Origin of the sequence: Methanosarcina horonobensis HB-1 = JCM 15518 (assembly GCF_000970285.1) — an archaeon.
GTDB classification, from domain to species: Archaea; Halobacteriota; Methanosarcinia; order Methanosarcinales; family Methanosarcinaceae; genus Methanosarcina; species Methanosarcina horonobensis.
Genome location: NZ_CP009516.1, coordinates 4546025 through 4571935, shown reverse-complemented (window position 1 = coordinate 4571935; position 25911 = coordinate 4546025). Strand labels below are relative to the sequence as shown.

Here is a 25911-nt window from a genome sequence, read left to right as displayed (position 1 = left end):
ATCGATTCTTTTTGGTTGGTTTACTTTCACATCCTAGTTAAGGTCCGAGCTGCCGAATCATTGCCAGATGGGCTACAACATAAGCAACCGGGCCGGTATAGATAACCTTAAACAGTGCCAGTCTGTCCACGGCAAGCTCTGTAATGCCGAATAGAGAGAACATTGAAACGGTTAAAGTCACTATTATCAATACCGTACAGATGAACAGTACAGTGCCCAGTAATACTCCTCGCCTTGGCAACCGTGACAGAACCGGTCCTGGGCGGGGCAAATTTTCATCTTTAAAACGGCCTGAGCGAAGCTGACGGTTAATATCAGATGCCGAGAAAACCGTCACAAGCCAGGTCATAATTATTGAGGTTATTATCGTATCAATCAGAATCCCGGATAAGGCAACGCTTTCCGCATTCCTGTTGATGAGAAACACTAGGAGAGGGTTTACCACCATATTAATCAGGGCAGCTATCAGAGCCTGTTTGTGAATATACGAATCAATCGAGCTCAGACTTACCATACCTCCACTCCACTGCCAAAGTGGGCAGTGAAGACCTTGCGTGGATCATCTGTCTCCTCCACATTCGGTATCCTGTGTGCCTTCAATTTTCCGTATCCTGCGGGAACGTATAACGTGAAATTGAGAGGGTCTGCGCCATCAGAGACTGCCTGGAGGTAGTTTTTAATAGAAGACGGATTACTTGTCAATTGATCCGTACTACCGGTATAGGCACCTCCGTTTCGGGTCTTATCTGCGTACTGGAACGCTGTACCATATAGAGATTGGAAGTTGATACTATCGGGAGACTGAGAACCATAGATTCCGTTAGTGAGCTGGATATAGGTAGCCAGCTGCCAGCTCGGCCACATGCCTTTGCCCCATTTCATTCCCGGAATGAAGGGATCCTCGCCTCCTTCTTCGGATCGTGACATATCAAAGGCCTGGGTTGCTATCATTACGAGCGCATACTCCTGCATGAAATCATGCCCCTGAGAATTCCAACCTTTGCGGGAAGGCTTGAGGCCGAAATCGGCAATAGAATAAAAAACCCCTCTGAGCTGGCCATACTTTTCGGTTAGCATAATATCATAGGAATGATTCAGTATTCTGAAACCCGGGGTCCAGAATCCTTTCCTCCCGTTTTCATCGTAATCTATTATCCCGTCATTGTTCTCATCAAAGCCATCCATAAATTCCTTTAAAAGTGAGGAGCCGGTCAGCTTATCATGGGCTTCTGCATAGCTAAGGAGGGTCTTCTGCATGTCCCAGAGCATGCATGAAGGGTTATAATACATCGTTTTCGTCATCAGCTCAAGAAATTTATCATCCTCTATCCTGCCCAGATGACCTTTTAGAGAAACCATTGGTGTTTCCGTCAGGGCGTCCCAGCCAACAACATAGTATTTCTGCTGCCCCACACCTCTTGCTTCAGCATAACGGTACAGGTTATACCTGAAAAGAGGTGAATCGAGGCCTTCTTCTGTTGCTATGTTTGTTCCGTCAACTCTTGCCACAGGTACGTGGTGAACAAACTCCGTGGGCCAGCCGTTCTCTTCCTTGAGCTTCAATGCTTCACGCATAGACACCGTTTTGAAACAGTATCTGGCGCAGAGGAGGTCGAGAGCTACACAATCCAGGGATGCCCAGACATAACCTTCGGGAATTCTTACAGCTCTGCCATCCGGATTATGGCAGATATTAATCATATCGATTCCATCGCTGACATGCACCATGAATACATTCTGGTTCTGCACTGCCCTGATAACATCCGCCTGTGTCCCTGGCATTCCTGCTGTTTTTGTTGTGATGTATTCCCCGTTCTCATCCTTCACAGGCAGGTTGGTTTTGTCGTCCATCTTTACGATCCAGGGCATATGCGGCAGCTCACCTTTGTAAGACGGGACCGATCTGGACGGGCATGCATATTTCCATTTTGTTTCACCGTCGCCAGTCTCGCAGGGAGCCTGCGTGGGATAAAGCCCGATACCCAGGTTCTTGGTAGCATTTGTGATAAGGTCCTGAGCATGGATCTTCAGCTTGGGGACATTAATAAGGATGCAGCCCGGGTAGTCTTTAAGGTCTTCACTATCACCGGGATCCCCACCGACTATCACCTTATGTAGTGTGATCTCTTTGTAGTTGGCTCCATCAGGGACTTCGACCGTCCTCCCCCTGGATAAATCTTCGTCGAGTTTGTTCAGATCATAGACCATTAACTGGTCTCCGGACCTGCCAGGTGGGAAAAATTTTCCGGCAACGCTATCCTCGTAACCTTTCATAGGGTCGTCTTCATGGGAGGAGGGATGGCGTTCGGACAGGTACCTGCGGACGAAGAAAAAACCCCAGCCTCCGTAGAAATCTTCACTCCTTCCTTCAAAAAGTGCTTCAGTGGTGATGTCTTTTCCGGAGGCTAACCTGAAAGAGACTGTCATCAGCAGGGCGGAAGTTGAAGCCTCCCCCAGTGCCATCTGGTAATAATTAATATCAAGCCTGTCATGGAACCACCTCATAAGAGCAGCTATCAGGGGCCATTCTGTACAGATAGAAGCACCCAGACCTTCACAATGGGTTCCGGCATCGATGGCAACCGGGCCTACAAGGTTGGGTTTGAATAACAATTTCTTGCCGGCACGGATCTGTGATTTCACCTGGCTGGCAAAACCTGTCTCACGGTCCAGCCCGCCCAGGGAATAATCAAGATTGGAATAAATATAATCTACTTTTTCGACTATCTTCGCCCAGGCTGCTTTATCGTTCTCATTAATTACTTTCTTGAGCAAACCCGGGACTCCAGAATAGGCTTTTGAGGTGTCCATCCTGCTGCCAGCGACCGGTGATCCCTCAGAATCGACTTTTATCTTCCCCAGCTGTGAGTTTACAATTTCACCCTTAGGATTACTTTCATTCCTTGCACTCATCTTTTCCCCCCATTTTATGCGAAACGGATACGGCGAAATCAAAAACTTCTCTATAAAAAGACAAAGATTCCCAGTAAAATTCTACAATAAAACAATAGATTCCATGTCTTCCAGGTCTGTTGTGGTACTTTTTTAACCTCCTTTTTGCTCCCCTTTTTTGTTGCTATATCTGCGAATCTATTATTCCTGATATTACGTTTATCAACTTAATTCAAATATTATATAAAACAAATTGTATGTATGATATATATTGTATATATTACATATATTCTGTCGCATAATAGTCTGCTCTGAGTACGGAGGTTTGATCATGTTTCGATTTGATGAAAGTAAATGTTATAGGATGCCAGCCCACTTTGGCGGTTTTGATTGCCCTGGTCCTGAAGCAGCACTGTATTACAGGGATGCGGTTTCTATAACTTTTGCGTATACCACGGATGAAAACCAGCTAGCAAACTATGTGCCTGAAGGTTTTGAGCTGGTACGCCCTGAACTGAACATCTCCTATAGTCAGTTCCGAGAAATCGACTGGATGGCCGGAGGGGGATATAATCTTGTCCAGGTCAGCGTACCAGCTCGTTACAACGGCAAACGTGATCAGCTGGAAGGACAGTTTATTCTGGTGGTCTGGGAAAATAAAACCTGGCCGATTCTTGGGGGAAGAGAGGAAACCGGTATTCCAAAAATCTATGCTGACATCGAGGACCTCCACATCATTCAACCTAATTACTACACAACTGCAAGTTATGAAGGTAATACATTTCTGCGCCTGGAAATGCTTGGGGCAAAGCCTGTGGACTGGAAAACACTGGCACAGATGCAGACCTCCGCAGCCACGATTAATGCCCTTGGATGGCGCTATATTCCCAGAGTCGGCGGCCCAGGAGCTGATTTGAGCCAGCCTATACTGTACCCGCAGGATGCCGAGGTCCACAGCGCCTGGACAGGCAGTGGCACTGTCAAGTGGACACAATTGAGCTGGGAACAGAACCCGGGGCAGTGGCATATCATCAAGGCACTGGCAGAGCTGCCAATGCTCGAGACGACTCCAACCATCATGTCGAAAGGGATTGTCATTTTAAAGCCCAATAAAGGTCGAGTTCTCAAGTGATGAAAGCCTGCCCGTTGGAACTGCAGTTTTTCATGACAAATAAGCAGGATACCCGTGATTTTAGTAATGGTTACTTACAAGCTTTCGACTTCAGTCGAGAGTGGTTGACTATCTTTTCCTATTTTCGATATAATTCATCGAAAGTATACTATTTTTTATAGCAATTTTTAGATTAACATCTGCTGAATATACTTATATATTATTCCTATATAAAAACATATAAATAATATACGTAACAACCGCAAGCAGATGCAATCTTTCTGGAGAATAGATAATTGGATTTTCCTGCTTGATGCGACATACAAAGTGAACTCTTCCTGGTTGGAGAAGATATGTGATGAAAGCAAACCTGAGAAATTCTGGCATGGATAGAAAGCGAATAAAAAAAGTTCTGAACCAGAGTGAACAATGTTTCAGGCTGAAGCTGGAAAATAATCTCTTGCCTGCTCAGACGGTGGAGAGCCTGGAGCTGGCGGAGGTCATTGATATCCAGGCTATCCAGCCTCTAATGGAGAATTTCTATAAACTTACTCACATTCCCATAGGCTTAAATGATCTTAAAGGGAGTGTTCTGGCAGGTGTAGGGTGGCAGGATATCTGCACCAGATTCCACAGAGTTCATCCCGAAACCTGCAAGCACTGTGTGGAAAGCGATACAGAGTTATCAACGGGTGTTGCCCCGGGAAAATTTAAGCTGTACAGATGCAAGAACAATATGTGGGACATAGTGACTCCCATCATGGTGGGCGGCCAGCACGTCGGCTATATCTTCTCAGGGCAGTTCTTTTTTGAGGACGAGCCTCTGGACTATGAACTTTTCCGATCCCAGGCCAGAAAATACGGCTTCGATGAAAAGGAATATATGGCAGCGCTTGAAAAAGTTCCACGGTTGAGCAGGGAGGCTGTGGACACAGGCATGTCCTTCCTCATGACGTTTGCCAACATGACCTCGCAGCTGAGCTACAGCAACATCAAGTTGGCCCAATCGCTAGCGGAACGAGACGCCCTTGTAGACGCGTTGCAGGAGAACAGGGAAGATTTCAGCCGCGCCCAGGCCGTGGGAAATATAGGAAGCTGGCGTCTGGATGTGCGTAAAAATGAATTGACATGGTCCGATGAAAATCACCGTATCTTCGGCATCCCAAAAGGCACCCCTTTGACCTATGAGACTTTTCTTTCAACGGTTCATCCGGATGATAGGGAATATGTTGATAAAGAATGGAGGGCAGGGCTGGAGGGTAAACCATACGACATCGAGCACCGCATTATTGTAGGCGATAAGATCAGGTGGGTACGTGAAAAAGCATATCTTGAATGTGACAAAGACAGAGCTGTGACTGGCGGTTTCGGCATAACGCAAGACATCACCAAGCGCAAAAAAGCAGAAGAAGCTCTGCGGATCTCAAACATTTATAACCGCAGTCTGATTGAAGCCAGTCTGGATCCTCTTGTAACTATAGGGCCGGACGGAAAAATAACCGATGTCAATAATTCCACTGAAACAGTTACCGGCTATTCCCGAGATGAACTCATAGGCACTGATTTCTCAGATTATTTTACCGAGCCTGAAAAAGCCAAAGAAGGTTATCAGCATGTATTCCAGGAAGGATTGGTACGGGATTATCCTCTTGAGATTCAGCATAAGGATGGACATATAACTCCTGTCTTGTATAATGCCTCAGTTTATAAGGACGAATCTGGCAAGGTAATAGGAGTCTTTGCTGCTGCACGTGATATCACAGAACTTAAAAAGGCAGAAAAAGCTCTAAAAAAAGCACACAACAATTTAGAGAAATTGGTTAGAGAACGCACAGCAGAGCTTGAAAACGCTTATAAATCATTGAAAGAAAACGAGAAAAGCCTATCTGAAGCCCAAAAAATAGCACACATTGGAAGCTGGGATTGGGATCTTGTGACCGGTAAAGTTCACTGGTCTGATGAACTTTATAACATTTTTAGACGCGAACCTCAAAAACCCGGTGCAAGTTATGACGAGCTCTTAAACTATGTGCACCCGGATGACCGGGATTATGTGAATAATACAATTAAGGAGAGCTTAACAGGGAAACTCCATGGTATTGATTATCGGATCATCCGGGATAATGGGGAAGAACGTACAGTCCATGCGGAGAGAGAAGTTATTTTTGATCAGAATAATATCCCTGTTCGAGCCATGGGAATAATTCAGGACATTACCGACCGCAAGAAAGCTGAAGAAGCTCTGGAAAAAATACAGGAAACCCACATAAAAGAAATCCATCACAGAATCAAAAATAACCTGCAGGTAATCTCATCTCTTCTCAGCCTTGAAGCTGATAAATTCAGTGATGTAAAAATGCTTGAAGCTTTCAGGGAGAGCCAGAATCGTGTAGCTTCAATGGCCCTGATTCACGAAGAACTCTATAAAGGAAACGAACTGGATACCCTTGATTTTGCAGATTATCTTAAAAAACTGACTATAGATCTTTTCGACTCGTATAGTCTTGTAAATAGTAGTATCGACCTGAAGCTTGACCTTGAAAAGATCAATCTTGACATGGATGTTGCAATACCTCTCGGTATTATTGTAAATGAGCTGGTCTCAAATTCCCTGAAGCATGCCTTCCGCTCTGGAAAAACAGGTGAGATTCTAATAAGCCTGTGCAAAAAAGAAAATCTTGCCAACTATGACAGTTCCGGTTCGGGTCCTTCCTGTGCGGAAAAAAATAGCTTACATTATATGCTCACAGTAGCGGATAATGGAAAGGGCATTCCCGAAGAGATAGAGTTTCCACATACGGATTCCCTTGGTCTCCAACTTGTAAATCTTCTTGTTGAGCAGATAAATGGTTGTATCGAACTCAAAAAGGATCATGGAACAAAATTCATTATCTGGTTTGGAAATGCAGAAACATAAGTCAACTTTGTTTATTAAAGAGTTTTCCTGCTTAATCCTGTATTATGACGAAAAATAAATGAACAATTGCCTTTTTTTCAAGTATACGGACTTTAAGGCTTCTGATAAGTGTTTTATCCTATTTCATAAGATTTTTTCATGATTTAAAGCTTTATAAAGTTTATTTTTTAAATTTAATCTCTTTAAATTCTTTATCCCTATAAGTAAATTTATGTTTTAGTTCACCTATTCATTAATGTCAGCAGGTCAGTAACCTGGAGACAAGTGGAATAACGGAAAAACAAGACGAAACAGAAAGATTGAACCACCTCCTTCAATGTAAGTTTTGCACGAATTTCGAACTATCTTCTGTCTTTTTTGAATAAAAGGAGATTACCAAATGCTACTATTAAAAAAGTGTCCAGAGTGCGGCTCCGAGATTGAAAACGAAGTCTTTAGAGATTTTCAGTACTGCCCTGTGTGTGGGTACTGGACAAGAAAAGAAACACTAAGGCTTGAGCCGTTAATGATCCTGGGGTGAGAGAAACATGTCTGAATTCTCTGCAGAATGCGTTCTGTGTAGTATAACTCTTAAAATATCGAGCAAAAAATTTGTGGACACCTGAACCTCAAGATTTGTTTGTTGCTCCTGCTAGCTTACTTCCCTCAATTATTTCCATAGACAGCAGATGCCTTAAAGGCAATTTGGCATCCGTGCTCAAAGTCACACTCAGGTATTCGACGGCAATTTAAAGGTTAGTTCTTTCACGGCTTCGAATTACCAAAGAAAAGGTAATTCCCTGTTTTTGGAATTTTGAAACCATTTACCAAAACCTCCATTATGGCTTATTTCTCAGTATTCTTCGAAGCAGCTTAATGTTTAACCTGTTATTTTCCTGAATCATATTTTGGGTGGGACTACTTACTTATGCCCACTCTCAATATTTTTTTAACAGTAAATATATTGAACCGGAAATGGATACGAAATTTCCACTGGAAATAAAGGGGTTTTGAATTAATAGTTTACTTGCTATATACTTTTTGTTTTCTATATCGTTTTGCATCAAAAATACCTCAAAAATATTAACTGATTCTAAAACCAGTTTTATTTTTGGTCGTGTCAGTAAGTTATTGATCAATTTTGTCCTGGACTGAAGAACTATCTTAAAATTTGAAGTCAAATGAATACATTTAAAATTACCTGAAGTTCAAATATTACATTGTTGAGGGTCGCAAATGAAAAATAGAGAAGATCGGTACTTAATAGGTTTAGCTTCAATAGCTCTGGTTTTTATTTTGTTTATTTCAACTTCTCCTGTAGTGTTGGCATTTTCTCTACACAATAACCGGCTTACCCTAAATGAGACTCCTATCACTACAAACAATTCGGATGAAGCCTGTCCTTCAATCTACGCTGACAGGGTAGTGTGGCAGGATCTGCGCAACGGAAAGAACTGGGACATCTACATGTACAATCTTTCAACTCAAGAGGAAACTCGGATCACAAATAACAATTTCGATCACAGATGTCCTGCTATTTACGGGGATAGAATAGTCTGGGAAGATATCTGCAACGGTTATCAAAATGCGGATATTCGCATGTATAATTTAACCACTTCCGCTGAAACTCAAGTTACAGCAAATATGTCAGGTCAGTACTCTCCTGATATCTATGGGGACAGGATAGTGTGGGAGGACACCCGCAATGGAGGAGGTTGGGATAAAGAGGGTAATAGGGCTGGAAACTGGGATATCTACCTTTATGACCTTTCCACCTCCATCGAATACCAGATCACTACCAATGAGTCAATGCAGGATGCTCCTGCCCTTTATGAGAACAGGATTGTGTGGCAGGATTCCCGCAATGGAAATCTGGATATCTACATGTACGACCTTTCTACTTTCAGGGAAACTCAAATCACCACCGATCCTGCAGCACAGCACTCTCCTGCCATCTACGGGGATAGAATAATCTGGACTGATGAACGTAATGGAAAAGCGGATATCTACATGTACAATCTTTCCACTTCCACCGAATCTCAAATAACTACAAGCGGATCAGTGGAATACGGGCCTGTGATCTACAGGGACAGGATAGTGTGGGTGGATTACCGCAAAGGATGGGAAAATCTGGATATTTACCTTTACGATCTTTCCACCTCCACCGAAACTCAGATAACGACCAATGAATCAAACCAATGGGGAGAGCTTGATATCTGGAAAGACAGGATCCTTTGGCGGGATCAACGCAATGGAAACAATGACATTTATATGTGTATTGTTTCAGGAGAAAACACAGGATCGGAGATTGAACTCGAAATAAGATCAGAAGTTAACCCGAAGCCGGAAGAGGGAGAAAGCACAAGCAAAAGCATTCCGGGTTTTGAAATTGTTTATGACATCGTTGGTTTGTTTGGTATGTTCTTGTATAGAAGAAAATAGTACAGAATAAAAAACAGAATAAAAAACAGAATAAAAAACAGAGTGAATTATTCTATTATCCTGTAGCTCTTTCTCTACTTATTTCTGGGCCCACCTGTAATTAAAGAAACGAAAGAATTGAAAGCAAACACTAAATAGAAAAGTAAGCCCACTGAGATTTAAACTCAAAATCTGCCGTATGAAAGCTTTCATGCTGCATTAACTCTTCTCATCCCATCCAGAGTACAAGCATAATTTTGAGCTCATTGAAGTGAAATTCTAAAAAACAATACCCTGTCTATTGCTTTTTTTGGGTATATCGGGGAGCCTGGATATATTTACGAAATCACCCGGAGAAATGGGCTACTAAATAACACATTCTAAAAATAAAAAAATTATTTATATTTTTAAAAACGTTGTACAGTTTGTTGAACTTATTCCTGAAACACACTTCGAGAAATAATCATGAACGAAACAACATTTATGAATGAAGTGCAACCTCCGAATTAGACTACCATGCTGGGAGCTGCCGAGCACCCAGGTAACCGCTCTAATCTGTTAAAAGCTATCGGGCCGGGAATTCTGGTAGCCTGTTCCGCTATTGGGGGTTCACATCTTGTCTGGTCAACTCAGGCCGGGGCGCAGTACGGCTGGAGTCTGATCGGGTTAATTTTACTGGCTAATTTGTTCAAATTTCCATTTTTCCTGTACGGTCAGCGTTATACGGCTGCCACTCAAGAAAGTCTTCTGGCGGGGTATCAGCGACAGGGAATTGTCTATGTATATATTTTTCTGGTCATTAATATCCTGACCGGAATCATCAATACTGCCGGGGTAGCCATGCTCAGTGGTGCGCTCTTTGCTGGCTACGGGTTTGATGGAAGCAGAATTCCCGCTTTCACTTTTGGCATTCTGGTGCTTTGCACTGCGACTGTTCTTCTGGGACATTATAAACTGCTGGATAAACTTGCTAAATTAGTGGTTACTCTGCTAAGCCTGAGTACACTAGTGGCTCTGGGCCTAGCATTTGTCCATGGTCCTGTTGCAGCTCCAGACTTTGTTAGTCCCAGCCCATGGACATGGCAGGCATTTCCGTTTCTGGTCATGCTGCTTGGATGGATGCCGGCGCCGGTGGACCTGTCTGCCTGGTCGAGTCTATGGATGTTCAGCCGTGAAGAAGAAACCGGTCACTTCGCTACGACCCGGGAAACATCCATTGACTTTTATCTGGGTTATGTTATGGCCGTGGTCATGGCTGTGGCCTTTGTGGCTCTAGGTAAACTGATAATGTACGGTTCCGGCCAGGAAGTTGTCAGTGGAAGCACAGGCTTCAGCCAGCAGCTTGTCAGTTTGTACTCAGCCAGTATTGGTGAGTGGTCTAAGCCCCTTATTCTAACGGCCGCTTTTTCCACAATGTTCAGCACCACCTTGACCTGTATTGACGGTTATCCGCGTTCGCTGGCGGCAAGCTGTACGTTGCTCAGCAAAAGTTGTGCCAGCCATTTCAAGCAAATTTTTCAGCTCTGGATCTTGCTGTCGGTAGTGGCAGCCAGCATAATCGTGCTGTACTTTGTCGATAACCTTCTGCAACTGTTAAGCTTTGCTGCCATTGTCAGCTTTATTACTTCGCCAATTCTGGCATATATCAATTATCGGGTGATGAACGGCAGTAACGTGCCAGCCGAAGAACGCCCAGGGCCTTTTCTCAAACTGCTGAGCCTGGCAGGGTTGATATTTTTCCTGCTGATGACCGCCGGATTTGTCTACGTGACATTTATCAGGATATGAGGATAGCTGGATGATTTTTTAAAATCAAAATTCTAATTTGATGTCCTCTCATAAACTTCTATTTTTGTTAACTATATTCCCAAACGCTCATAATGAAAATTCTAAATAAAGATGTATTTAAAGATGTATTGTGGAATAAAATCACAAAACAAAGCTGATAGGCTTACTGAAATCCGAATTGAAGATCTCTTCCATGCAATGAGACTACAGTTGAGGAAGCCTTACCAAAATTTCCATTCAGACTTTATTTTTTCGTGTTCTTGGAAACAATTAATGTTTAACCTGTTATTATATATCAAATTTTGAACATTGATAATTTATTTATGTATATCTTCTTTTTTATATTCCTAAATATATCGAAGAGAAAAAGAATATGGGTTTTTCCACTGGAAATAAAGGGGTTTCAAACTAAAAATTTGCCTTCTATATTTTTTTAATTTACTATATGTTAATCTCTCAAAATATATACCAATTCTAAATCAATTTTACTCTTAAATCGGCAAATTCTCAGAACTGTTTTACTTGATCAGAAACCTATTGATTATTTGATACGGGGTTTTATAGAAACATTTTGATTTTTGGGCTCAGTTTATGAGTTTTCGTTGGGAAAAAAATTTATGCACTCTTAAAACAAGAACATGAAGAAGATAAATGCAAAAAATAAAAGTAAGTCCGCTGAGATTATCAGTTAGAATCTCTGCTGTTAATTGAAAAGTTCAATATCCTTAACTTTATATCAAAGTTCTTTAATATACTTCAAAAAATTAAGGAGGCTTTTGATTTCCGAGATTACTGTTGTCGAACTTGGTCCCCAACCTGTACTTGGTATGCGCAGGAAAGGCTCTTACCGGGAAATTCCGGTGATGTTTTCCAGAATTTGTGAGTTTGCTTTCAGCAAAAATATTCCGATTACCCCCTATCCTGCTTTTCTCTGTCATGAGATTACAGTTGAAGAAGCCCAGAAAGCTGACGAAGAGGGAAATGCCGATATTGAAGTTGTATTTCCTATCTCTGAATTTGTTGAAATTACCGGGGATGATGAAATTAAGGTATATGAACTTCCGGGAGGGAAAATGGCAAAGATGTTCATAAGGGCCCTTATGAGGACTGCACCCTCACTTATGAAAAACTATTTTCCTGGATTACAGAAAACGGGAAAATAATTACCGGTCCCGTCCGTGAAGTATATCTTAACGATCCTCGAGAAGTTCAGCCTGAAGAGATATTGACCGAAATTTATGCCCCTCTGGAATGATGCGGGAAAGATCCGGGCAGAAATCTCTTCAAGACAGAGCCAGGTAATATTACACAGGTAAGTTCCAAAATTGGTTTCGATTCAAGGCGAGTAAAAAAGCCGAATAAAATACTGAATAAAAACCAGAGTAAACTCAAAAAACATCATTATTTTTCCAGGCTCCTGATAATTTTTAAATTTGCAAACTTTCCAATAAATTTGAAAAATAAGATGATAAGTTTTTTGCCAAAGAATCCAATTAATATTGGACTTTTCGGTTACTTTGGTCGGTGATCGGAAAGTCTAAAATCTGCAAGTATGGTCAGGAGGCGAATTGATGTCTAACCTGTTATTCTCCTGGATCTAAGTTTAATATGGACTGCTTCCTTATGCATAAAAAGAGCTGGGTAAAACAGAGTCGGACAAAAAGGATCAAACTCCATACAATAATTATTTCCTGCAGGTTTACATTGACAATAAAAAAGTTATAGAAAAACATGAAGAAAAAAGAGGTAGCGGAAGTTTTGCTAACTTCGCACTCTCGGTATTTAATAATTCATTGATTCTATTCTCTTAATCAGGTTAGAAATATTAGCTTTTGGATTGTATGGCAGAATACTTACAATTTCTCCAAATCTGGAGATATACATATCAAGGCCATGTGAAGTATTCACTTTTCTAACCGTATATCCTTTTTCGAATATCATTTTGGACCTCCCACTAATAACATGGTGGTTGAAATATATAAATATTTTTTTCAAGTATCAATCGTTACATATCCTAGTTATTGATACTGAAGCAATTAATGAACATGTCATAGAAAAGATAACTCATGTAAAATATGAAAAAAAGGAAATAAGCCTTGAAACAGGGAAAATAGCAACATTTTAGGGTAAAATGTTGCTATTTTAGTGAAATCCTTCAATTTTTAATAAATTAGGAAGTTCTTCTATCAAAGAGAGACATAATAAATCGAAACTAATTGGTGCAATTATTATTTTGTCTTTCTTACATACTTAAATGTCCCTAATACTACTGCAAGTACTAAAATCGGGCTCATGAAAGGAGAGCTTTTTTCTTTCATTCCTGCATTATCTGTCTGATTCTCAGTTTGAGTTACAGGGTTTAAGAAAGGAGTACTGTTTGATCCCATAGTAGAATTGGATTTTGTTACTGGATCTATAAAATGCCCGACAATTCCACAAGGACCGTTTTCTACATTTACTGTGGCTGTAACGGTATTTGTGGTAGTGTCAATTACAGAGACATTATTGCTGACATAGTTTGTCACATATGCTTTTTTTCCATCCGAGGTTACTGCAACTCCAATAGGCTTAACTCCTACAGGAACTGTAGCTATAACATTGTTAGTTGCTGTGTCAATTACAGAAACGGTATTATCGTCCTGGTTAACCACATATGCCTTTGTTCCCGCCGGGTTAACTGAAATTGAATAAGGATAGTTTCCTACATTTACAGTGGCTATAACGTTATTTGTAGCCGTGTCAATTACAGAGACAGTACTGTCGTTTTCGTTTGCTACATATACTTTTGTTCCATCTGGACTGACTGCAACATCCCAGGGACCTTTTCCTACTCTTACAACGGCTGTAATATTCTTTGTGGCCGTGTCAATAACAGAAGTAGTGTTATTGCGTCCGTTTGTAACATAGATTTTTTTTCCATCTGGCGAGACTGCAATTCCGCAAGGATCAATTCCAACACTTAACGTGTCTGTTACACTATTTGTGGCTGTGTCAATTACTGAGACATTGGTACTATTATGAATAGTCACATATACCCTTGTTCCTGCCGGGTTAACTGCAATTCCCCAGGGACAAACTCCTACATTTACTGTGGCATTAACCGTATTTGTCGATGTGTCAATTACCGAGACATTACTGCTGAGTAATCCCGAGTCCGCCACATAGACTTTTGTATCATCTGATGTGGCTACAATCCCCCAGGAACAACCTGCCATAGGAATTATAGCTGTAACAGTATCTGTGGCAGTGTCAATTACAGAGACGGTGCCATTATTTGTGTAGTTCCCCTCACTCGTCACATATGCAAATGGAGCTGCACCTGCGACGCCCGCCAGTATCAATATCGCAAGTGCCGTTATTCCAAAAGATTTTATGATGGTATATCCTCTGTGTGCTTTACTGGACATTGTCATAGATGGGAGTGGAATCGAAAAAGTTGCAATCGGTATTGCTGGTATAATTTTATTTTTCATCTTTTATCCCTGGTCAGTGTTTATTCTTCATACCAATATCATTATCAATAAATTTGGACTTAGGATATTTGTTCTAAAGTCTTCACTAATTTAAGTCTGTTTCAGTTAAAAATAACCTCTAAAGATAAATATTTAATTAATATTTATAGAGTGATAGATATTAAAAATATTAGTGTGTTTATATGCTCTTCAAAACTTAACATGAAGTTTAATTTTACTAGTTATTCAACTTGGACCACGGTCTTTATAGTGATTTATGATTTTAAAAGTACACATTAAAGTTACACAATCAGAAAAAAAATTTGATGCTGAAAGAAGATTGAAAAGCTGGAAAAAAGATATATATATTCTTAGAATCTGGAAAAATAAGTTAAAGAAATAATTAATTGAAAAATAGGCCCGCTGAAATTCGACTCAGAGCCTTCTACTATTTAATGGTTGGGGAATACGTGATGTAGTAATTGATAGACCATCTGATGTGAGAGAGGTTCTGTATTATTTTTCTGGATCTAAGTTTAATATGAACTGCTTTCTTATGCATAAAAAGAAATGAATATAGCAGAGCCGGATGAAAAGGTTCTTAACCACATAATAATTATTTCCTGCAAATTCAAATATAGTGAATCAAAAGACTGTAAAAGCACCTGAAGAAAAAAAGAGGTAGCGGAAGTTTTTTCTAACTTCGCATTCTCGACTTTTAATAATTGATTGATTCTATTCTCTTAATCAGGTTAGAAATATTAGCTCTTGGGTTGTATGGCATAATGCTTACAATCTCTCCAAATCTGGAGATATACATATCCAGGCCATGTGAAGTATTCACTTTTCTAACCGTATATCCTTTTTCGAATATCATTTTAGACCTCCCACTAATAACATGGCTGTGTAAATATATAAATATTTTTTCAAGGATAAATCGTTACAAATTATATTTATTAATACTGAAGTGATTCACGAACATGCCGGAGAAAGGAAGACATCAGAGAAACTTAATAAACACTTAAAAACGAAAATAAAGATAAAAAAAGTGGGCTCGCTGAGATTCGAACTCAGGACCTCTGTCGAAGACTCAATTTAACTATTGCATCGCAAGCTAATTTTAATTGCAATTTGCGTCAGTAGTAAGCCCTTGATATTTAACTCGTCAACAAAAGCAACTTTACCTCACAAAAATTAAAGGAGAAAGAGGAAAGTGATTACTCAACTGCTTAGTTATTTTTGATACTTAACTTTCCGTCTATCCATTTTATTTCTCTGCCTTATAAGCGATTTCACCATTTACTAATACCATGTGAGTGGTAGAAAATGTATCAAACGGGTGACCATCCATAATGACGATATCAGCGTCCTTGCCCTTTTCAATACTGCCAACCCTGTCATCTATGCCCAGTATTTTGGCAGGATTTATGGTTATTGCTTTAAGAGCTTCATATTCATCCATTCCGTCTTTAACAGATAGAGCAGCACACAAAACAAGATACTGAATTGGAATTACAGGGTGGTCTGTCATAATTGCAACCATTATGCCATTCTTTGATAACATCCCTGGGTTTTTAAAACTTAAGTTCTTAAGCTCTATCTTTGATCTTCCAGCGAGATTAGGTCCAACTATACATGGATATTTTTCTTTTTTAAGCTCATCAAGCATCAAGTATCCGTCAGTTACATGCTCTAATGTAAGATTCAGGTTGAACTCTTTGGCGATTCTAATTGCAGTATATATATCGTCAGCCCTGTGCGCGTGAGCTTTTAACGGAATTTTCCCTTTCAAGACCGGAATCAGGCTTTCAAATCTAATGTTGAATTCAGGTCCATCTTCATTTTTTGCAGCAGATTTCTCTTTTTTAGACATATATTCAGCTGTCTTAAAAAGGACCTCTCTTAACATAGCTGCTGTTGCTATTCGAGTTGTTGGAGTTTTATTTATCTCTTTATAAACCCTTTTGGGATTCTCCCCAAAAGCAACTTTCATTGCAACAGGTGCTTTAATTATCATATTGTCTATTCTTGTACCATAGGTTTTTATTGCAGCAAACTGTCCACCAATAACATTAGCACTTCCCGGACCTGTTGCTGTTGCAGTAATCCCGGCTCTTAAGGCTTCGCTGAAAGAAATATCACAGGGATTTATTCCATCAATTGCTCTGAGTTGAGGCATAACAGGATCAGTATCTTCATTAGCGTCTGCACCTTCAAAACCCATAGAATCCTCATAAATTCCGACATGTGAGTGTGCATCTATGAAGCCTGGGAAAACAAGTTTACCATTTGCATCAATTATATCGTCTGCTTCCCCATTTATCCTGCCCATCTCCACTATTTTATTATCTTCGATAAGTATATCTGAATTTTCCAATATTCCGAACTCTGACATCGTATAGATTTTTGCGTTTTTAATTATTCTTCTCATAAATACTCACTTTTCGTGATTATGTTATTTTATATTATATAAACTAATATATAATTTTTAAGTAATATCTAACAGTCAAATCCCTTTAGAAGAAGTCAAATCCCTTTAGAAGAAAGGACTCAGTAAAGCTTTTGAGGGAAGCTTGGAAGGTATCTTCTCACTAATTTTTCCTTGACCTAAATATTAAGTTATTTAGAGGTTTCATAACCCCTATTTGGCATTAATAAACATAAAAGTATGAAACTTTAGGTAATCCGACCTTGAAGCAAGAGTTGAAGCATTAGAAAAAGAAGTATACAAAGTCTCTAAATCAGAAAATAAGGAAAATAATACCAAAAAATGGGCTCGCTGAGATTCGGATTCAGGATCTCCGCCGTGTGAAGGCTGTATAGAAGCAGAGACGGAAAATATCCTATTTAATGCACATATTTTCGATCTATATTTAAATTCAAGAGTCAGGCCAACAAAAACAAGGATTAAAACTTCTTATCCTCATCGATAATCTCACGAATAACCCTGCAAGGATTCCCAAAGGCAACAACGCCAGACGGAATATTTTTTGTCACAACACTTCCAGCGCCGATGACAGTATTATCTCCTATAGTTACCCCAGGTAGTACAACAACATTCCCGCCTACCCATACATTGTTGCCGACTTTAATTGGATAAGCATACTCCAGTCCTGCATTACGACGTTCTGCATCAAGCGGATGTCCAGCTGTATAGAAGCCACAGTGTGGAGCGATCATTACATTATCCCCAAAAACAATCTTTGCTCCGTCAAGGATAATACAGTTGTGATTTGCATAGAAATTGTTACCTATTTCTATGTTGTAGCCATAGTCGCATATAAATGGCGGCTCAATAAGAAAAGAACCGCTGGTTTTGCCAAAAAGTTTCTGAATTAAAGTTGTCCTTTCCCCAATTTTTGCTGGATGAAGCCGATTATATTCGTAGCAAAGTGCTTTACAATAAGCTCGTTCATCGATCAGCTCTTTATCATAGCTTGCATTATATAATAAACTCTGGGTTGCTTTTTCTTTTTCAGTTCTTTCAGTCATTATTGTTTTTCTCCTTAGTAAAACGATAATTCTGTTTATTTAATTGTTCTTTAAAAAGAGGTTAACTGTGAACTTAAAGTTAAACAACCCTGAGATAAACCCGACCTCGAAGCAAGAATAAGAAGCATTAGAAAAAAGCTCAATATATTCTTTGAATCGAAAAATAAGGAAGATAAAGCCAAAAAACAAAAGTGGGCCCGCTGAGATTCGAACTCAGGGCCTCCGCGTGTGAAGGCTGGAGAATAAGCGACACAAGCACCATGTTTGACGAGCCAAATAAGATAGACATTTCTTTCTCTTTGACTGAGGAATCAAATCAACAGAACAATGATGAACAAAACGATAATGCTCTTAACAATATCTGGGCTGAACATAAGGACAAATTCAAAGAATGGATACTCCATAAAAGACATAAAAAAATGTTAAGTTGGAGATCAGATAAAGGTGATGTGGAATCGATAAGCTTTACAATCCAATCTCCAGCATAACCTTGAGGGTCATATCTAGTCCTGGTAGATCAGTCAGGCATTTCCTTGTTCAGGATATAACCATGCATGATACCACTGCAACCAAAAACGATGTTAGTACACCAATGAAACTCGGGTCCAGATTTTTTTTACTGATTTTGCTCTTCCCAAATATTTTTCAATTAAGTCATTTTTATTGTTTCCTCCACAATCTCGCTCTAATCCACCGATCGAGAGTTTTTGCGTAGAAACACATATTTACATTATTTTCCCAAAGACCATTGAGGATATTTTTATCAGCACGTAAGCTATTGGCAGTGATGCTAGAAACAAGTACAGGAAATATCCAAGTAAGCCCATACCTCTCATTATTCGGCCTTCAATGCTGTTTCCTCCGTGAATTACAGCACCATCATAGCCTATTTTGCTGTCAAACTGCCCGAAATATATCTCATTCTTTTTCATATATCTCCCACTCATTTTTCTTCCCCACTGAAAGTTTTTTTTGATTGTACTTTGATAGTAAGTACAAGAACTTACTATAAATAGTTATCTTATTGAACTAATGTTATTTAGGTAGTATTCCAGAGATATTGATGATATCATATTAGTCAGATGGATATAATAAAGCCGGAAAAAGAGATAATAGTAGTTCATTCACATATTATTTTTCGATCTTCGCTTCAATATCTACCGAGAATTTTTCCAATAAATTATTTTTAAAGATTTAAATGATAATTTTAATCAGTTGTTTCTTTTACCTTCAGCCCTTGCTGAGACTATACCTTCAAGTTTAAACTTAAGAGAAAAAGCATTACTCTTGTTTGCCTGAATTCTCTTGGATACCTATATAGGAATACTTAATCCGTGAATTTCGGCCAGGGGTACCCGATACAAGATACAGGTTACAGACACAAAAATACACACCCTGTTGAATAGAAAAGGAGCTCATCTTGAAGGTGTTTTTCTTGATTTCCCTGACCTTATAGGAGCTTATCTCAATGGAACTCACCTTGAAAGAACTTATTTTAGATGGGCCAATCTATCGAATGTTGATCTAGCAAATGCTGATCTAGCAGATGCTAATCTAGAAGGAACAGACCTTATAGGAGCTAAAAATCTAACAATTGACCAGCTTTCTAAAGTGAAAACACTTTACAATGCAAAATTAGATCCAGAGCGTGAAATAGCATTAAGAGAGAAGTACCCTGCTCTGTTTGAGAAACCTGATGAATGATTTTTTTGGTGCCATCTACGGTTACAAGACTCTTCTCCGTGCAAAGTCGTAGGCAACAAAATACCAAAGTGCCACTATAATCCTTCTAGCATATCGAAAACTGTAGGAAACAAGCCTTAAAATGTGGAAAATAAATACATTTCAGGGCAAGCCGTTGAAATTTTTTGATTTTGGTATCATGTTTAATTCCACTACAATAGCATATTTGATATAGATGATTTTATAAAACTTCCCTTCGAATTTGTAAAAACCAATTTTTCAATTAATATCTACTAAATGATTATAATTAATCTGATTATCCTTATTTATGAAAAAGGCTTATTAGTATTTTGAATGAACGAACATTTAAGAAACAAAGTTCAGAACGTGATATCATGGCAGTTTTAAAGATCATCGCTGTAGTGTTTCTAATGATGGTAAGCACTGCTGGAGTGGGTTCTGCTTATCCATATAGTTATGGTTCTCAATCAAATCCATACAACTACGGCTATCAATTAGATCCATATGATTACGGTTATCAATTGGATCCATATGATTACGGTTATCAATTAGGTCCTAAATCATTATGGGATGATTTAGTTAAACCTGTGATTATTGAACTCCTTGTCGAAGGGTCTTCGAAACTAATCAAACTAGTATCTTGTATATAATTTTCATTTTTTTCGTTGAAATTTAGGCTTAATATAGCTTTAAACGGGAGTGGCTACTGAAATTAATGGAATTTTTCATCGAAATCACCAGGGCCACAATACTCCAAAAAATTTAGTAAGATACTGACAGAGGGTTCTATGTCAGTTACCGCAAGTCAATCCGAAGAATAACTTTAACCCCGACTGAAATAACCGTACTGAGCACCATACGGTCAAACCTAAAAGAAAGTATTGGAAACGTACTTTCTACCAATTAATTTCATGAAATCTTTTTACAATCTCATCTAACCATATCAATCTCTTCAATATATTGGAGTAAAATCTTCCATATCTTTTCCAGCTTTACCCTTCAGATGGGGCAATCTTCTTTTATTATTCTGCTAAAAATGTCATTTTTCCCCTCAACTGATCCTCAAAGAAGTACATACTAAATAAGGTAAAGTACGGAAAACCATACTCTTTAGGTACTGTGTGCTCAAAAATCGTTATCGCGTTCCTTCATAATCCAAAAAGAAGTTCCTTTCCCCTTCCTCTTTTTGCTCTTTCTGACCTTTTCCGGATATAGTTCCACCATTTTCTCCATTATCGTTTGAACCATGACTCTACTGCTGGACTTTTTCACAAATATACGGTGTTCTTCATGAACAGTTTCAGAACTGAGAAAAAGGTAAATATCTGAAGAAGTGAGTATCTTTCCGCCATCTTATGTTTTGTCCTCTCCAATTCTTCCATAACCAGCTTTGCTTTGACCACGGTTTTATTGACGCTCAGAACGGAGTTTTCGCTCCTTGGAGTAAAAGTAGTCCTTCAAGAATTTTTTTTCGAGCTATGAGAGGCTCAGAGAGCATAGTAAGGATTTTTGGTTCCTATGTGCCCAATAACTTTCTTTCCTTGGAATTCAAAATCGCTCCAATGACCCAGAATCGAGGAGAGGCAGAGCCTGTATATGTAATCGCTTTTGAAGAAGAGCTTAACTGCGAACTTAAAGTTGTGCAACCATAAGCAAAATTTGACCTCGAAACAAGAGTTGAAGCATTAGAAAAGAAGCTCTATAAGCTCTTAGAATCAGAAAAGAAAGAAGGTAAAAAAAGTGGTCTCGCTGAGATTCGAACTCAGGACCTTCACCGTGTGAAGGCTGGGATATAAGCGATGCACGCACAGTAAATGACGAGCCAACTTCGATCAGTCTTCCTTTTTTATTGAATGAGCAATTTAACTCTAAGGCGGGAAGTCCCCTTCCTCGACAGCCATCAGGCTGGCAGGTGGGGGATGAAAGCCGTCAACTTCTACAAAACAACATTAGCATAATTATTATACTTATAGTTATATCAATATAGTAATAACTATGCAGTATAAACTGGATCGAGGAAGCCATTCTGTATATTCACTCCATTATCATTTCGTCCAATGTGTGAAATATAGAAGAAAGGCTCTAACTAATCCTCTAATTATTGATTTTCTCAAAACTAAAATCCATAACATAAGTGAAACCTTCAAAGTTGAAGTGTTGAATATAGAGTGTGACAAAGATCACTTTCATTTATTATTTTCAGCAAAACCTTCACTCGATATTCCAAAGTACATTAACACCATCAAAACAATAACTTCAAGGGAGATTCGAAAAAATTTTCCTGAAGTAAAAACTATGTTATGGAAAGATATGTTCTGGTCAAGATCGTATTTTATAGCATCGACAGGGCAGGTAACCCTAGACGTACTTAAAAAATATGTGGAGAATCAAGGCAAATATGCATCTGACGAAGAAGATCAAGATAAATCCAACTGAAGAACAGGTAGATGTTCTTTGGCAACTCTCGGAACAGTGTAGATGCCTCTATAATTTCGCTCTAGCTGAAAGAAAAGAAGCATGGAAAACTGAACAGAGAAGTGTAAAGTATGTAGAACAACAGAATCAGCTTCCAACATTAAAAGAAAAATTTCCTGAGTACAATATAGTGTATTCTAAAGTACTGCAATCAGTTCTGAAAAAGCTCGATGCTAGTTATAAATCATTCTTTTCGCTCTGGAAAAATGGTGATAAATCTGCAAGACCACCAAAATTCAGAAGTGGAAAATATTTTATAACTCTGGTTTACAATCAAAGCGGATTCAAAATCAAGGATGGAAAACTCAGTTTCTCTCATAAGGTAAATGAAATCCCATTATCTTTCGAAGTAGGAAACGCATTTGATTTGTTGGCAATCAAGCAGATTGAAATTTACAATGATGATCCATATAAGGGCAGAGGAAAATTCTTTGTATCCATAACATACGAAGAAACTCCAATCACAGAGTATGTTGATAACGATTTGTATCAAGCAATAGACTTAGGAATTACAAAAATAGTGACAGCACTAAACACTCAAGGAAAATTCTTTGAAGTTAAAACACCAAGAACAGATAAATATTGGAATTCGAAGATAGATCTAATTAAATCCAGAAGAGATCATTGTAAAGAAGGAAGCAAGAGATGGAATAGACTACACAAAACATATAGAAAAATAGAAGCAAAGAAATCTAATCAGATCAAAGATTTTCAGCATAAGCTTTCTAAAACCATGATTGAGAACACTAAAGCCAATACTATAATTGTTGGTGATCTTAGTGTCAAGGAAATGGCTCAATCTAAGAAGTTAAAAGGAAAAAGAAAACGTTCTCAAAACAGATCAACCCAAAATCAAGGATATTTATCTCGCTTCATCGAATTTTTAGCCTATAAAGCAGAATTTATAGGTAAAAGGGTAATAAAAATTGATGAAAGCTATACTTCAAAAGAGTGTTATGTTTGTGGAAAAAGACACGAGATGCCTCTTTATGAACGGACTATGAAATGTGATTGTGGAAACGTAATTGATAGAGATAGAAATAGTGCTATCAATATTATGAAGCGGTTCTTATCACAGAATGCCCTGTGGACAGGCTATCAGAAGTTTTCTGATAATCTTCGACAAACAGGTTTACTGATGGATACATGCATTCTGCAAATATCCAAGTGACGTAATCACTCGAAGGAAGCTCCGTCCTCGCTTTCGAAGAAAGCAGGGAGGGGTAGTTCACTCAACAGAATACTGACGAACAAAAAGGTCAGGCTCTTAACAATTCATCATAGCAGTGATAGCAAGCGCCCACGGACACATATACAAAAGTGCCAAAACCTATCGGTCTATACAATCTTTGCCTCTCAACCCGAAAAAGAAAGTTAAGACAAAAATAAAAAACAGCCTGAAAAATATCTCAGCATGTCTATAGGATGGATTATATTCTCACTCCATAAAGCCATAATTGGAATCATTTAAATACAGCTACTTTTGAATAAAGACAGATTTAGGGACAGCAATGCCAGTCTATGAAAATACAAAGTTGATCCTTGAAAAGATTGGAAGCACAACACTGGTTTGCATTACCAAGACGATTGAGCCTGAGAGGATAAACGAAGCCATTCGGGCCGGAGCCACTATTATTGGAGAGAACCGGGTTCAGGAGTACGAGGATAAACGTGATGATATACTGCCCTGTGAGACACATCTTATAGGCCATTTACAGACAAATAAAGTCAAAAAAGCCGTACTTCTATTTGATGTTATTCAGTCAATTGACTCCCTGAAGTTGATAAGGATTATTGACAGGAGAGCCAGGGATATTGACAAAGTACAGAGAGTCTATCTTCAGGTTAACATCGGCAACGAGCCACAAAAATACGGACTCGGACTTGATGAGATAAAAAACGCAATAAAAGAGATCCGCTCTTTAAGGAATGTCCGTGTGGAAGGCCTCATGTGCATCCCTCCTTTTGTACCCCCTGAACAAACCCGTTCCTATTTCAGGAAGATGAAGGCCCTTTTTGATGAAATCAAGCAGGAAAACCGGGACAATATCGATATCAGGACACTATCCATGGGCATGTCCAGTGACTACAGGATTGCCATTGAGGAAGGAGCCACCATGGTACGTGTGGGTTCTGCCATATTCGGGAAGAGGAAGTACTGAAAGTGCTGGTTTGTGGAAAAAACTCCTTACTCAAAAAAAGGCGAAAAAGATAGTGAAATATATGGTGGGCCCGCTGAGATTCGAACTCAGGCCCTCCGCCGTGTGAAGGCTGGGGAATAAACGACGCGAGCACCGTATTTGGCGAGCCAAAAAATAATAGATCTTCTCGTTCATTGAATGAAATACCCGAACAGCAGAATACTGATGAACAAAAGGATTATGCTCTTAGTAATATCTGGGTTGAACATAAGGACAAATTCAAAGATTTGCTGCTCCATAAGAAAATCTCTGAATCTACTAAAAGAAATTATTTCAATGTTCTAATAAAATTTAAAAATAAAGTATCTGGATTCATATGATGACATATTAAAAAAATATAAAATAAATGTGTATCGGCAGTCTTTGCACAGATATTGTCATCTCTTGTAATGTAAACAAGTAATTAGCTACATATTTTTTAAAATCGATAGCAAGAGGGAACATTGAATCTACGAAAATTCACTATAATAAATGTGACTAACATTTCAAAAGAATTTTTATATCATAATTTATTATTTAATAATGTGATATAATGAAATACAAAACGCTGTTATACATTTTATTGACAGTAAGCATTTTTCTATCTGGTTGTGTGGACATTACAGATTCTTATAAACCAGGAAATTTTGGTGCAACAGAAGAAGAATCTGAAATGGTTAATGCAATAACTGAGAAGTATGGAGATATGACACAGGACGGCGAACCAAGATTATTGGAAGTTATGATGACTTCTTCAATAAACAACTTTATTCCTGTTGATAAAGTACTAAAATATTCAAAAGACTCAGACAAACTATATGTATGGTTTGTTTATGATAATTTTAACAATGATGTCTTAACTATCGAATGGACTTATCTGAACGAAGATTATCTAATACACACATTTGAGTCCGAGACGGGAGAAGATTTCGGAAGAGGAGCATTCATTCTCGAAAAGCCAGATAGCGGATGGCCAATTGGTGAATACGAAGTGAAAATAACGGGTTCAGGAGTTTCAGAGTCTGTTGAATTCGAGATAATTGATGGCCCCACTGAGTCAATACCATTAGAAATTCTGTCTAATGATGTAGCTCTTATTAATTCTGAGTCTGGAAATGAAGAAGAACTCATAGCTCCTCAAAGTGGTTTTGAAGTAGAAGAAACGGATTATAGCTTTGTTGGCGAATGGACATCAAATTGGGGAGATATGAAATTCGAGAGATCTGGAAATCAAATTATCGGCGAATATACCCATGACAAAGGAAAACTGGTAGGTGTCGTAAATGGCGATATTTTTATTGGAACGTGGTCTGAAAGTCCATCATATACAGGTCCGAATGATGCAGGAGATGTAGAATTAAAGTTAAGTTCAGACGGTAATTCGTTCACTGGTAACTGGAGATATGGTTCAGAAGGTGCAACATGGAGTGGAGGATGGACAGGTCAAAGAAAAGAATGATGTATTAATCCCTATCTAAATTGTTGGAATTAACACTATAA

The 25911-nt window shown here is 38.9% G+C and carries 19 protein-coding genes and 1 pseudogene; 12 read left to right on the top strand and 8 right to left on the bottom strand.

What is annotated here, in order from left to right; all coding sequences use genetic code 11:
* Positions 1–37: 37 nt before the first annotated feature.
* Both MSHOH_RS19880 and MSHOH_RS19875 read right to left on the bottom strand, forming a co-directional pair.
* Positions 38–514, bottom strand: coding sequence for a hypothetical protein (locus MSHOH_RS19880; protein WP_048142292.1), 477 nt, complete (start codon positions 512–514; stop codon positions 38–40).
* The gene (locus tag MSHOH_RS19875; protein ID WP_204245355.1) at positions 508–2913 is read right to left on the bottom strand and encodes a DUF362 domain-containing protein; all 2406 of its coding nucleotides are present in this window, start codon (positions 2911–2913) and stop codon (positions 508–510) included. The genes MSHOH_RS19880 and MSHOH_RS19875 overlap by 7 nt, the downstream gene beginning before the upstream one ends.
* Positions 2914–3223: 310 nt before the next feature.
* On the opposite strand from MSHOH_RS19875, the gene MSHOH_RS19870 reads away from it, so the two are divergent.
* The 5 genes and pseudogenes from MSHOH_RS19870 (at position 3224) to MSHOH_RS19850 (ending at position 12363) form a co-directional block, all read left to right on the top strand.
* Positions 3224–4024, top strand: a complete 801-nt coding sequence (locus MSHOH_RS19870; protein ID WP_048142290.1) for an acetoacetate decarboxylase family protein — start codon at positions 3224–3226, stop codon at positions 4022–4024.
* 337 nt (positions 4025–4361) lie between these two features.
* On the top strand, positions 4362–6920 hold the full coding sequence (locus tag MSHOH_RS19865; RefSeq protein ID WP_048142288.1) for a PocR ligand-binding domain-containing protein: 2559 nt from the start codon (positions 4362–4364) through the stop codon (positions 6918–6920).
* Positions 6921–8135: 1215 nt separating this feature from the next.
* Positions 8136–9341 (top strand): PGF-CTERM sorting domain-containing protein, encoded by a 1206-nt coding sequence (locus MSHOH_RS19860; protein ID WP_052730946.1) that lies wholly within the window; start codon positions 8136–8138, stop codon positions 9339–9341.
* Positions 9342–9836: 495 nt separating this feature from the next.
* Entirely contained in the window at positions 9837–11108 is a 1272-nt protein-coding gene (locus MSHOH_RS19855) for an NRAMP family divalent metal transporter (RefSeq protein WP_048142287.1), read from the top strand.
* 827 nt (positions 11109–11935) lie between these two features.
* A pseudogene (locus MSHOH_RS19850) lies at positions 11936–12363 on the top strand (GyrI-like domain-containing protein).
* Positions 12364–12890: 527 nt separating this feature from the next.
* On the opposite strand, the gene MSHOH_RS24125 reads toward MSHOH_RS19850, so the two are convergent.
* The 5 genes from MSHOH_RS24125 to MSHOH_RS19830 form a co-directional block, all read right to left on the bottom strand.
* Positions 12891–13049, bottom strand: a complete 159-nt coding sequence (locus MSHOH_RS24125; protein ID WP_158024247.1) for a hypothetical protein — start codon at positions 13047–13049, stop codon at positions 12891–12893.
* 287 nt (positions 13050–13336) lie between these two features.
* The gene (locus MSHOH_RS19840; RefSeq protein WP_239451073.1) at positions 13337–14581 is read right to left on the bottom strand and encodes a cytochrome D1 domain-containing protein; all 1245 of its coding nucleotides are present in this window, start codon (positions 14579–14581) and stop codon (positions 13337–13339) included.
* Positions 14582–15278: 697 nt separating this feature from the next.
* Positions 15279–15437 (bottom strand): hypothetical protein, encoded by a 159-nt coding sequence (locus tag MSHOH_RS24120; protein ID WP_158024246.1) that lies wholly within the window; start codon positions 15435–15437, stop codon positions 15279–15281.
* Between the two features lie 390 nt (positions 15438–15827).
* A complete protein-coding gene (locus tag MSHOH_RS19835) occupies positions 15828–16991 on the bottom strand; it encodes an amidohydrolase (protein ID WP_048142284.1) in 1164 nt (387 codons plus the stop codon).
* A 476-nt stretch (positions 16992–17467) separates the two neighbouring features.
* Entirely contained in the window at positions 17468–18052 is a 585-nt protein-coding gene (locus MSHOH_RS19830; protein WP_048142282.1) for a sugar O-acetyltransferase, read from the bottom strand.
* 191 nt (positions 18053–18243) lie between these two features.
* Here MSHOH_RS19830 and MSHOH_RS24440 point away from each other — a divergent pair, with 191 nt between their 5' ends.
* Complete coding sequence (locus MSHOH_RS24440) at positions 18244–18540, top strand: hypothetical protein (RefSeq protein ID WP_162197670.1); 297 nt, start codon at positions 18244–18246, stop codon at positions 18538–18540.
* 237 nt (positions 18541–18777) lie between these two features.
* Here MSHOH_RS24440 and MSHOH_RS19820 read toward each other — a convergent pair whose 3' ends face one another.
* On the bottom strand, positions 18778–18984 hold the full coding sequence (locus MSHOH_RS19820) for a hypothetical protein (protein WP_048143683.1): 207 nt from the start codon (positions 18982–18984) through the stop codon (positions 18778–18780).
* A 466-nt stretch (positions 18985–19450) separates the two neighbouring features.
* On the opposite strand from MSHOH_RS19820, the gene MSHOH_RS19815 reads away from it, so the two are divergent.
* The 6 genes from MSHOH_RS19815 to MSHOH_RS19785 all read left to right on the top strand — a co-directional run bounded on the left by MSHOH_RS19815 (position 19451) and on the right by MSHOH_RS19785 (position 25870).
* Positions 19451–19756 carry a pentapeptide repeat-containing protein gene (locus tag MSHOH_RS19815; protein WP_052730945.1) on the top strand — a complete coding sequence of 102 codons (306 nt, stop codon included), beginning with the start codon at positions 19451–19453 and terminating at the stop codon, positions 19754–19756.
* A 329-nt stretch (positions 19757–20085) separates the two neighbouring features.
* Positions 20086–20406 carry a M14 family metallopeptidase gene (locus tag MSHOH_RS19810; RefSeq protein ID WP_162197669.1) on the top strand — a complete coding sequence of 107 codons (321 nt, stop codon included), beginning with the start codon at positions 20086–20088 and terminating at the stop codon, positions 20404–20406.
* Between the two features lie 1345 nt (positions 20407–21751).
* Positions 21752–22192, top strand: a complete 441-nt coding sequence (gene tnpA / locus MSHOH_RS19805; protein WP_048140969.1) for an IS200/IS605 family transposase — start codon at positions 21752–21754, stop codon at positions 22190–22192.
* Positions 22155–23402, top strand: a complete 1248-nt coding sequence (locus MSHOH_RS19800; RefSeq protein WP_048142276.1) for an RNA-guided endonuclease InsQ/TnpB family protein — start codon at positions 22155–22157, stop codon at positions 23400–23402. The genes tnpA and MSHOH_RS19800 overlap by 38 nt, the downstream gene beginning before the upstream one ends.
* Before the next feature lie 340 nt (positions 23403–23742).
* The gene (locus tag MSHOH_RS19795) at positions 23743–24393 is read left to right on the top strand and encodes a YggS family pyridoxal phosphate-dependent enzyme (protein WP_052730944.1); all 651 of its coding nucleotides are present in this window, start codon (positions 23743–23745) and stop codon (positions 24391–24393) included.
* A 601-nt stretch (positions 24394–24994) separates the two neighbouring features.
* Positions 24995–25870: a hypothetical protein gene (locus MSHOH_RS19785; protein ID WP_162197668.1), complete on the top strand. Its 876-nt coding sequence runs from the start codon at positions 24995–24997 to the stop codon at positions 25868–25870.
* Positions 25871–25911 lie beyond the last annotated feature (41 nt).

What these genes read in the sequence shown, in the direction of transcription:
- MSHOH_RS19880 (WP_048142292.1), bottom strand. Translation starts at nt 514, where the DNA reads ATGGTAAGTCTGAGCTCGATTGATTCGTATATTCACAAACAGGCTCTG.
- MSHOH_RS19875 (WP_204245355.1), bottom strand. Translation starts at nt 2,913, where the DNA reads ATGAGTGCAAGGAATGAAAGTAATCCTAAGGGTGAAATTGTAAACTCA.
- MSHOH_RS19870 (WP_048142290.1), top strand. Translation starts at nt 3,224, where the DNA reads ATGTTTCGATTTGATGAAAGTAAATGTTATAGGATGCCAGCCCACTTT.
- MSHOH_RS19865 (WP_048142288.1), top strand. Translation starts at nt 4,362, where the DNA reads ATGAAAGCAAACCTGAGAAATTCTGGCATGGATAGAAAGCGAATAAAA.
- MSHOH_RS19860 (WP_052730946.1), top strand. Translation starts at nt 8,136, where the DNA reads ATGAAAAATAGAGAAGATCGGTACTTAATAGGTTTAGCTTCAATAGCT.
- MSHOH_RS19855 (WP_048142287.1), top strand. Translation starts at nt 9,837, where the DNA reads ATGCTGGGAGCTGCCGAGCACCCAGGTAACCGCTCTAATCTGTTAAAA.
- MSHOH_RS24125 (WP_158024247.1), bottom strand. Translation starts at nt 13,049, where the DNA reads ATGATATTCGAAAAAGGATATACGGTTAGAAAAGTGAATACTTCACAT.
- MSHOH_RS19840 (WP_239451073.1), bottom strand. Translation starts at nt 14,581, where the DNA reads ATGAAAAATAAAATTATACCAGCAATACCGATTGCAACTTTTTCGATT.
- MSHOH_RS24120 (WP_158024246.1), bottom strand. Translation starts at nt 15,437, where the DNA reads ATGATATTCGAAAAAGGATATACGGTTAGAAAAGTGAATACTTCACAT.
- MSHOH_RS19835 (WP_048142284.1), bottom strand. Translation starts at nt 16,991, where the DNA reads ATGAGAAGAATAATTAAAAACGCAAAAATCTATACGATGTCAGAGTTC.
- MSHOH_RS19830 (WP_048142282.1), bottom strand. Translation starts at nt 18,052, where the DNA reads ATGACTGAAAGAACTGAAAAAGAAAAAGCAACCCAGAGTTTATTATAT.
- MSHOH_RS19820 (WP_048143683.1), bottom strand. Translation starts at nt 18,984, where the DNA reads ATGAAAAAGAATGAGATATATTTCGGGCAGTTTGACAGCAAAATAGGC.
- tnpA (WP_048140969.1), top strand. Translation starts at nt 21,752, where the DNA reads ATGCAGTATAAACTGGATCGAGGAAGCCATTCTGTATATTCACTCCAT.
- MSHOH_RS19800 (WP_048142276.1), top strand. Translation starts at nt 22,155, where the DNA reads ATGCATCTGACGAAGAAGATCAAGATAAATCCAACTGAAGAACAGGTA.
- MSHOH_RS19795 (WP_052730944.1), top strand. Translation starts at nt 23,743, where the DNA reads ATGCCAGTCTATGAAAATACAAAGTTGATCCTTGAAAAGATTGGAAGC.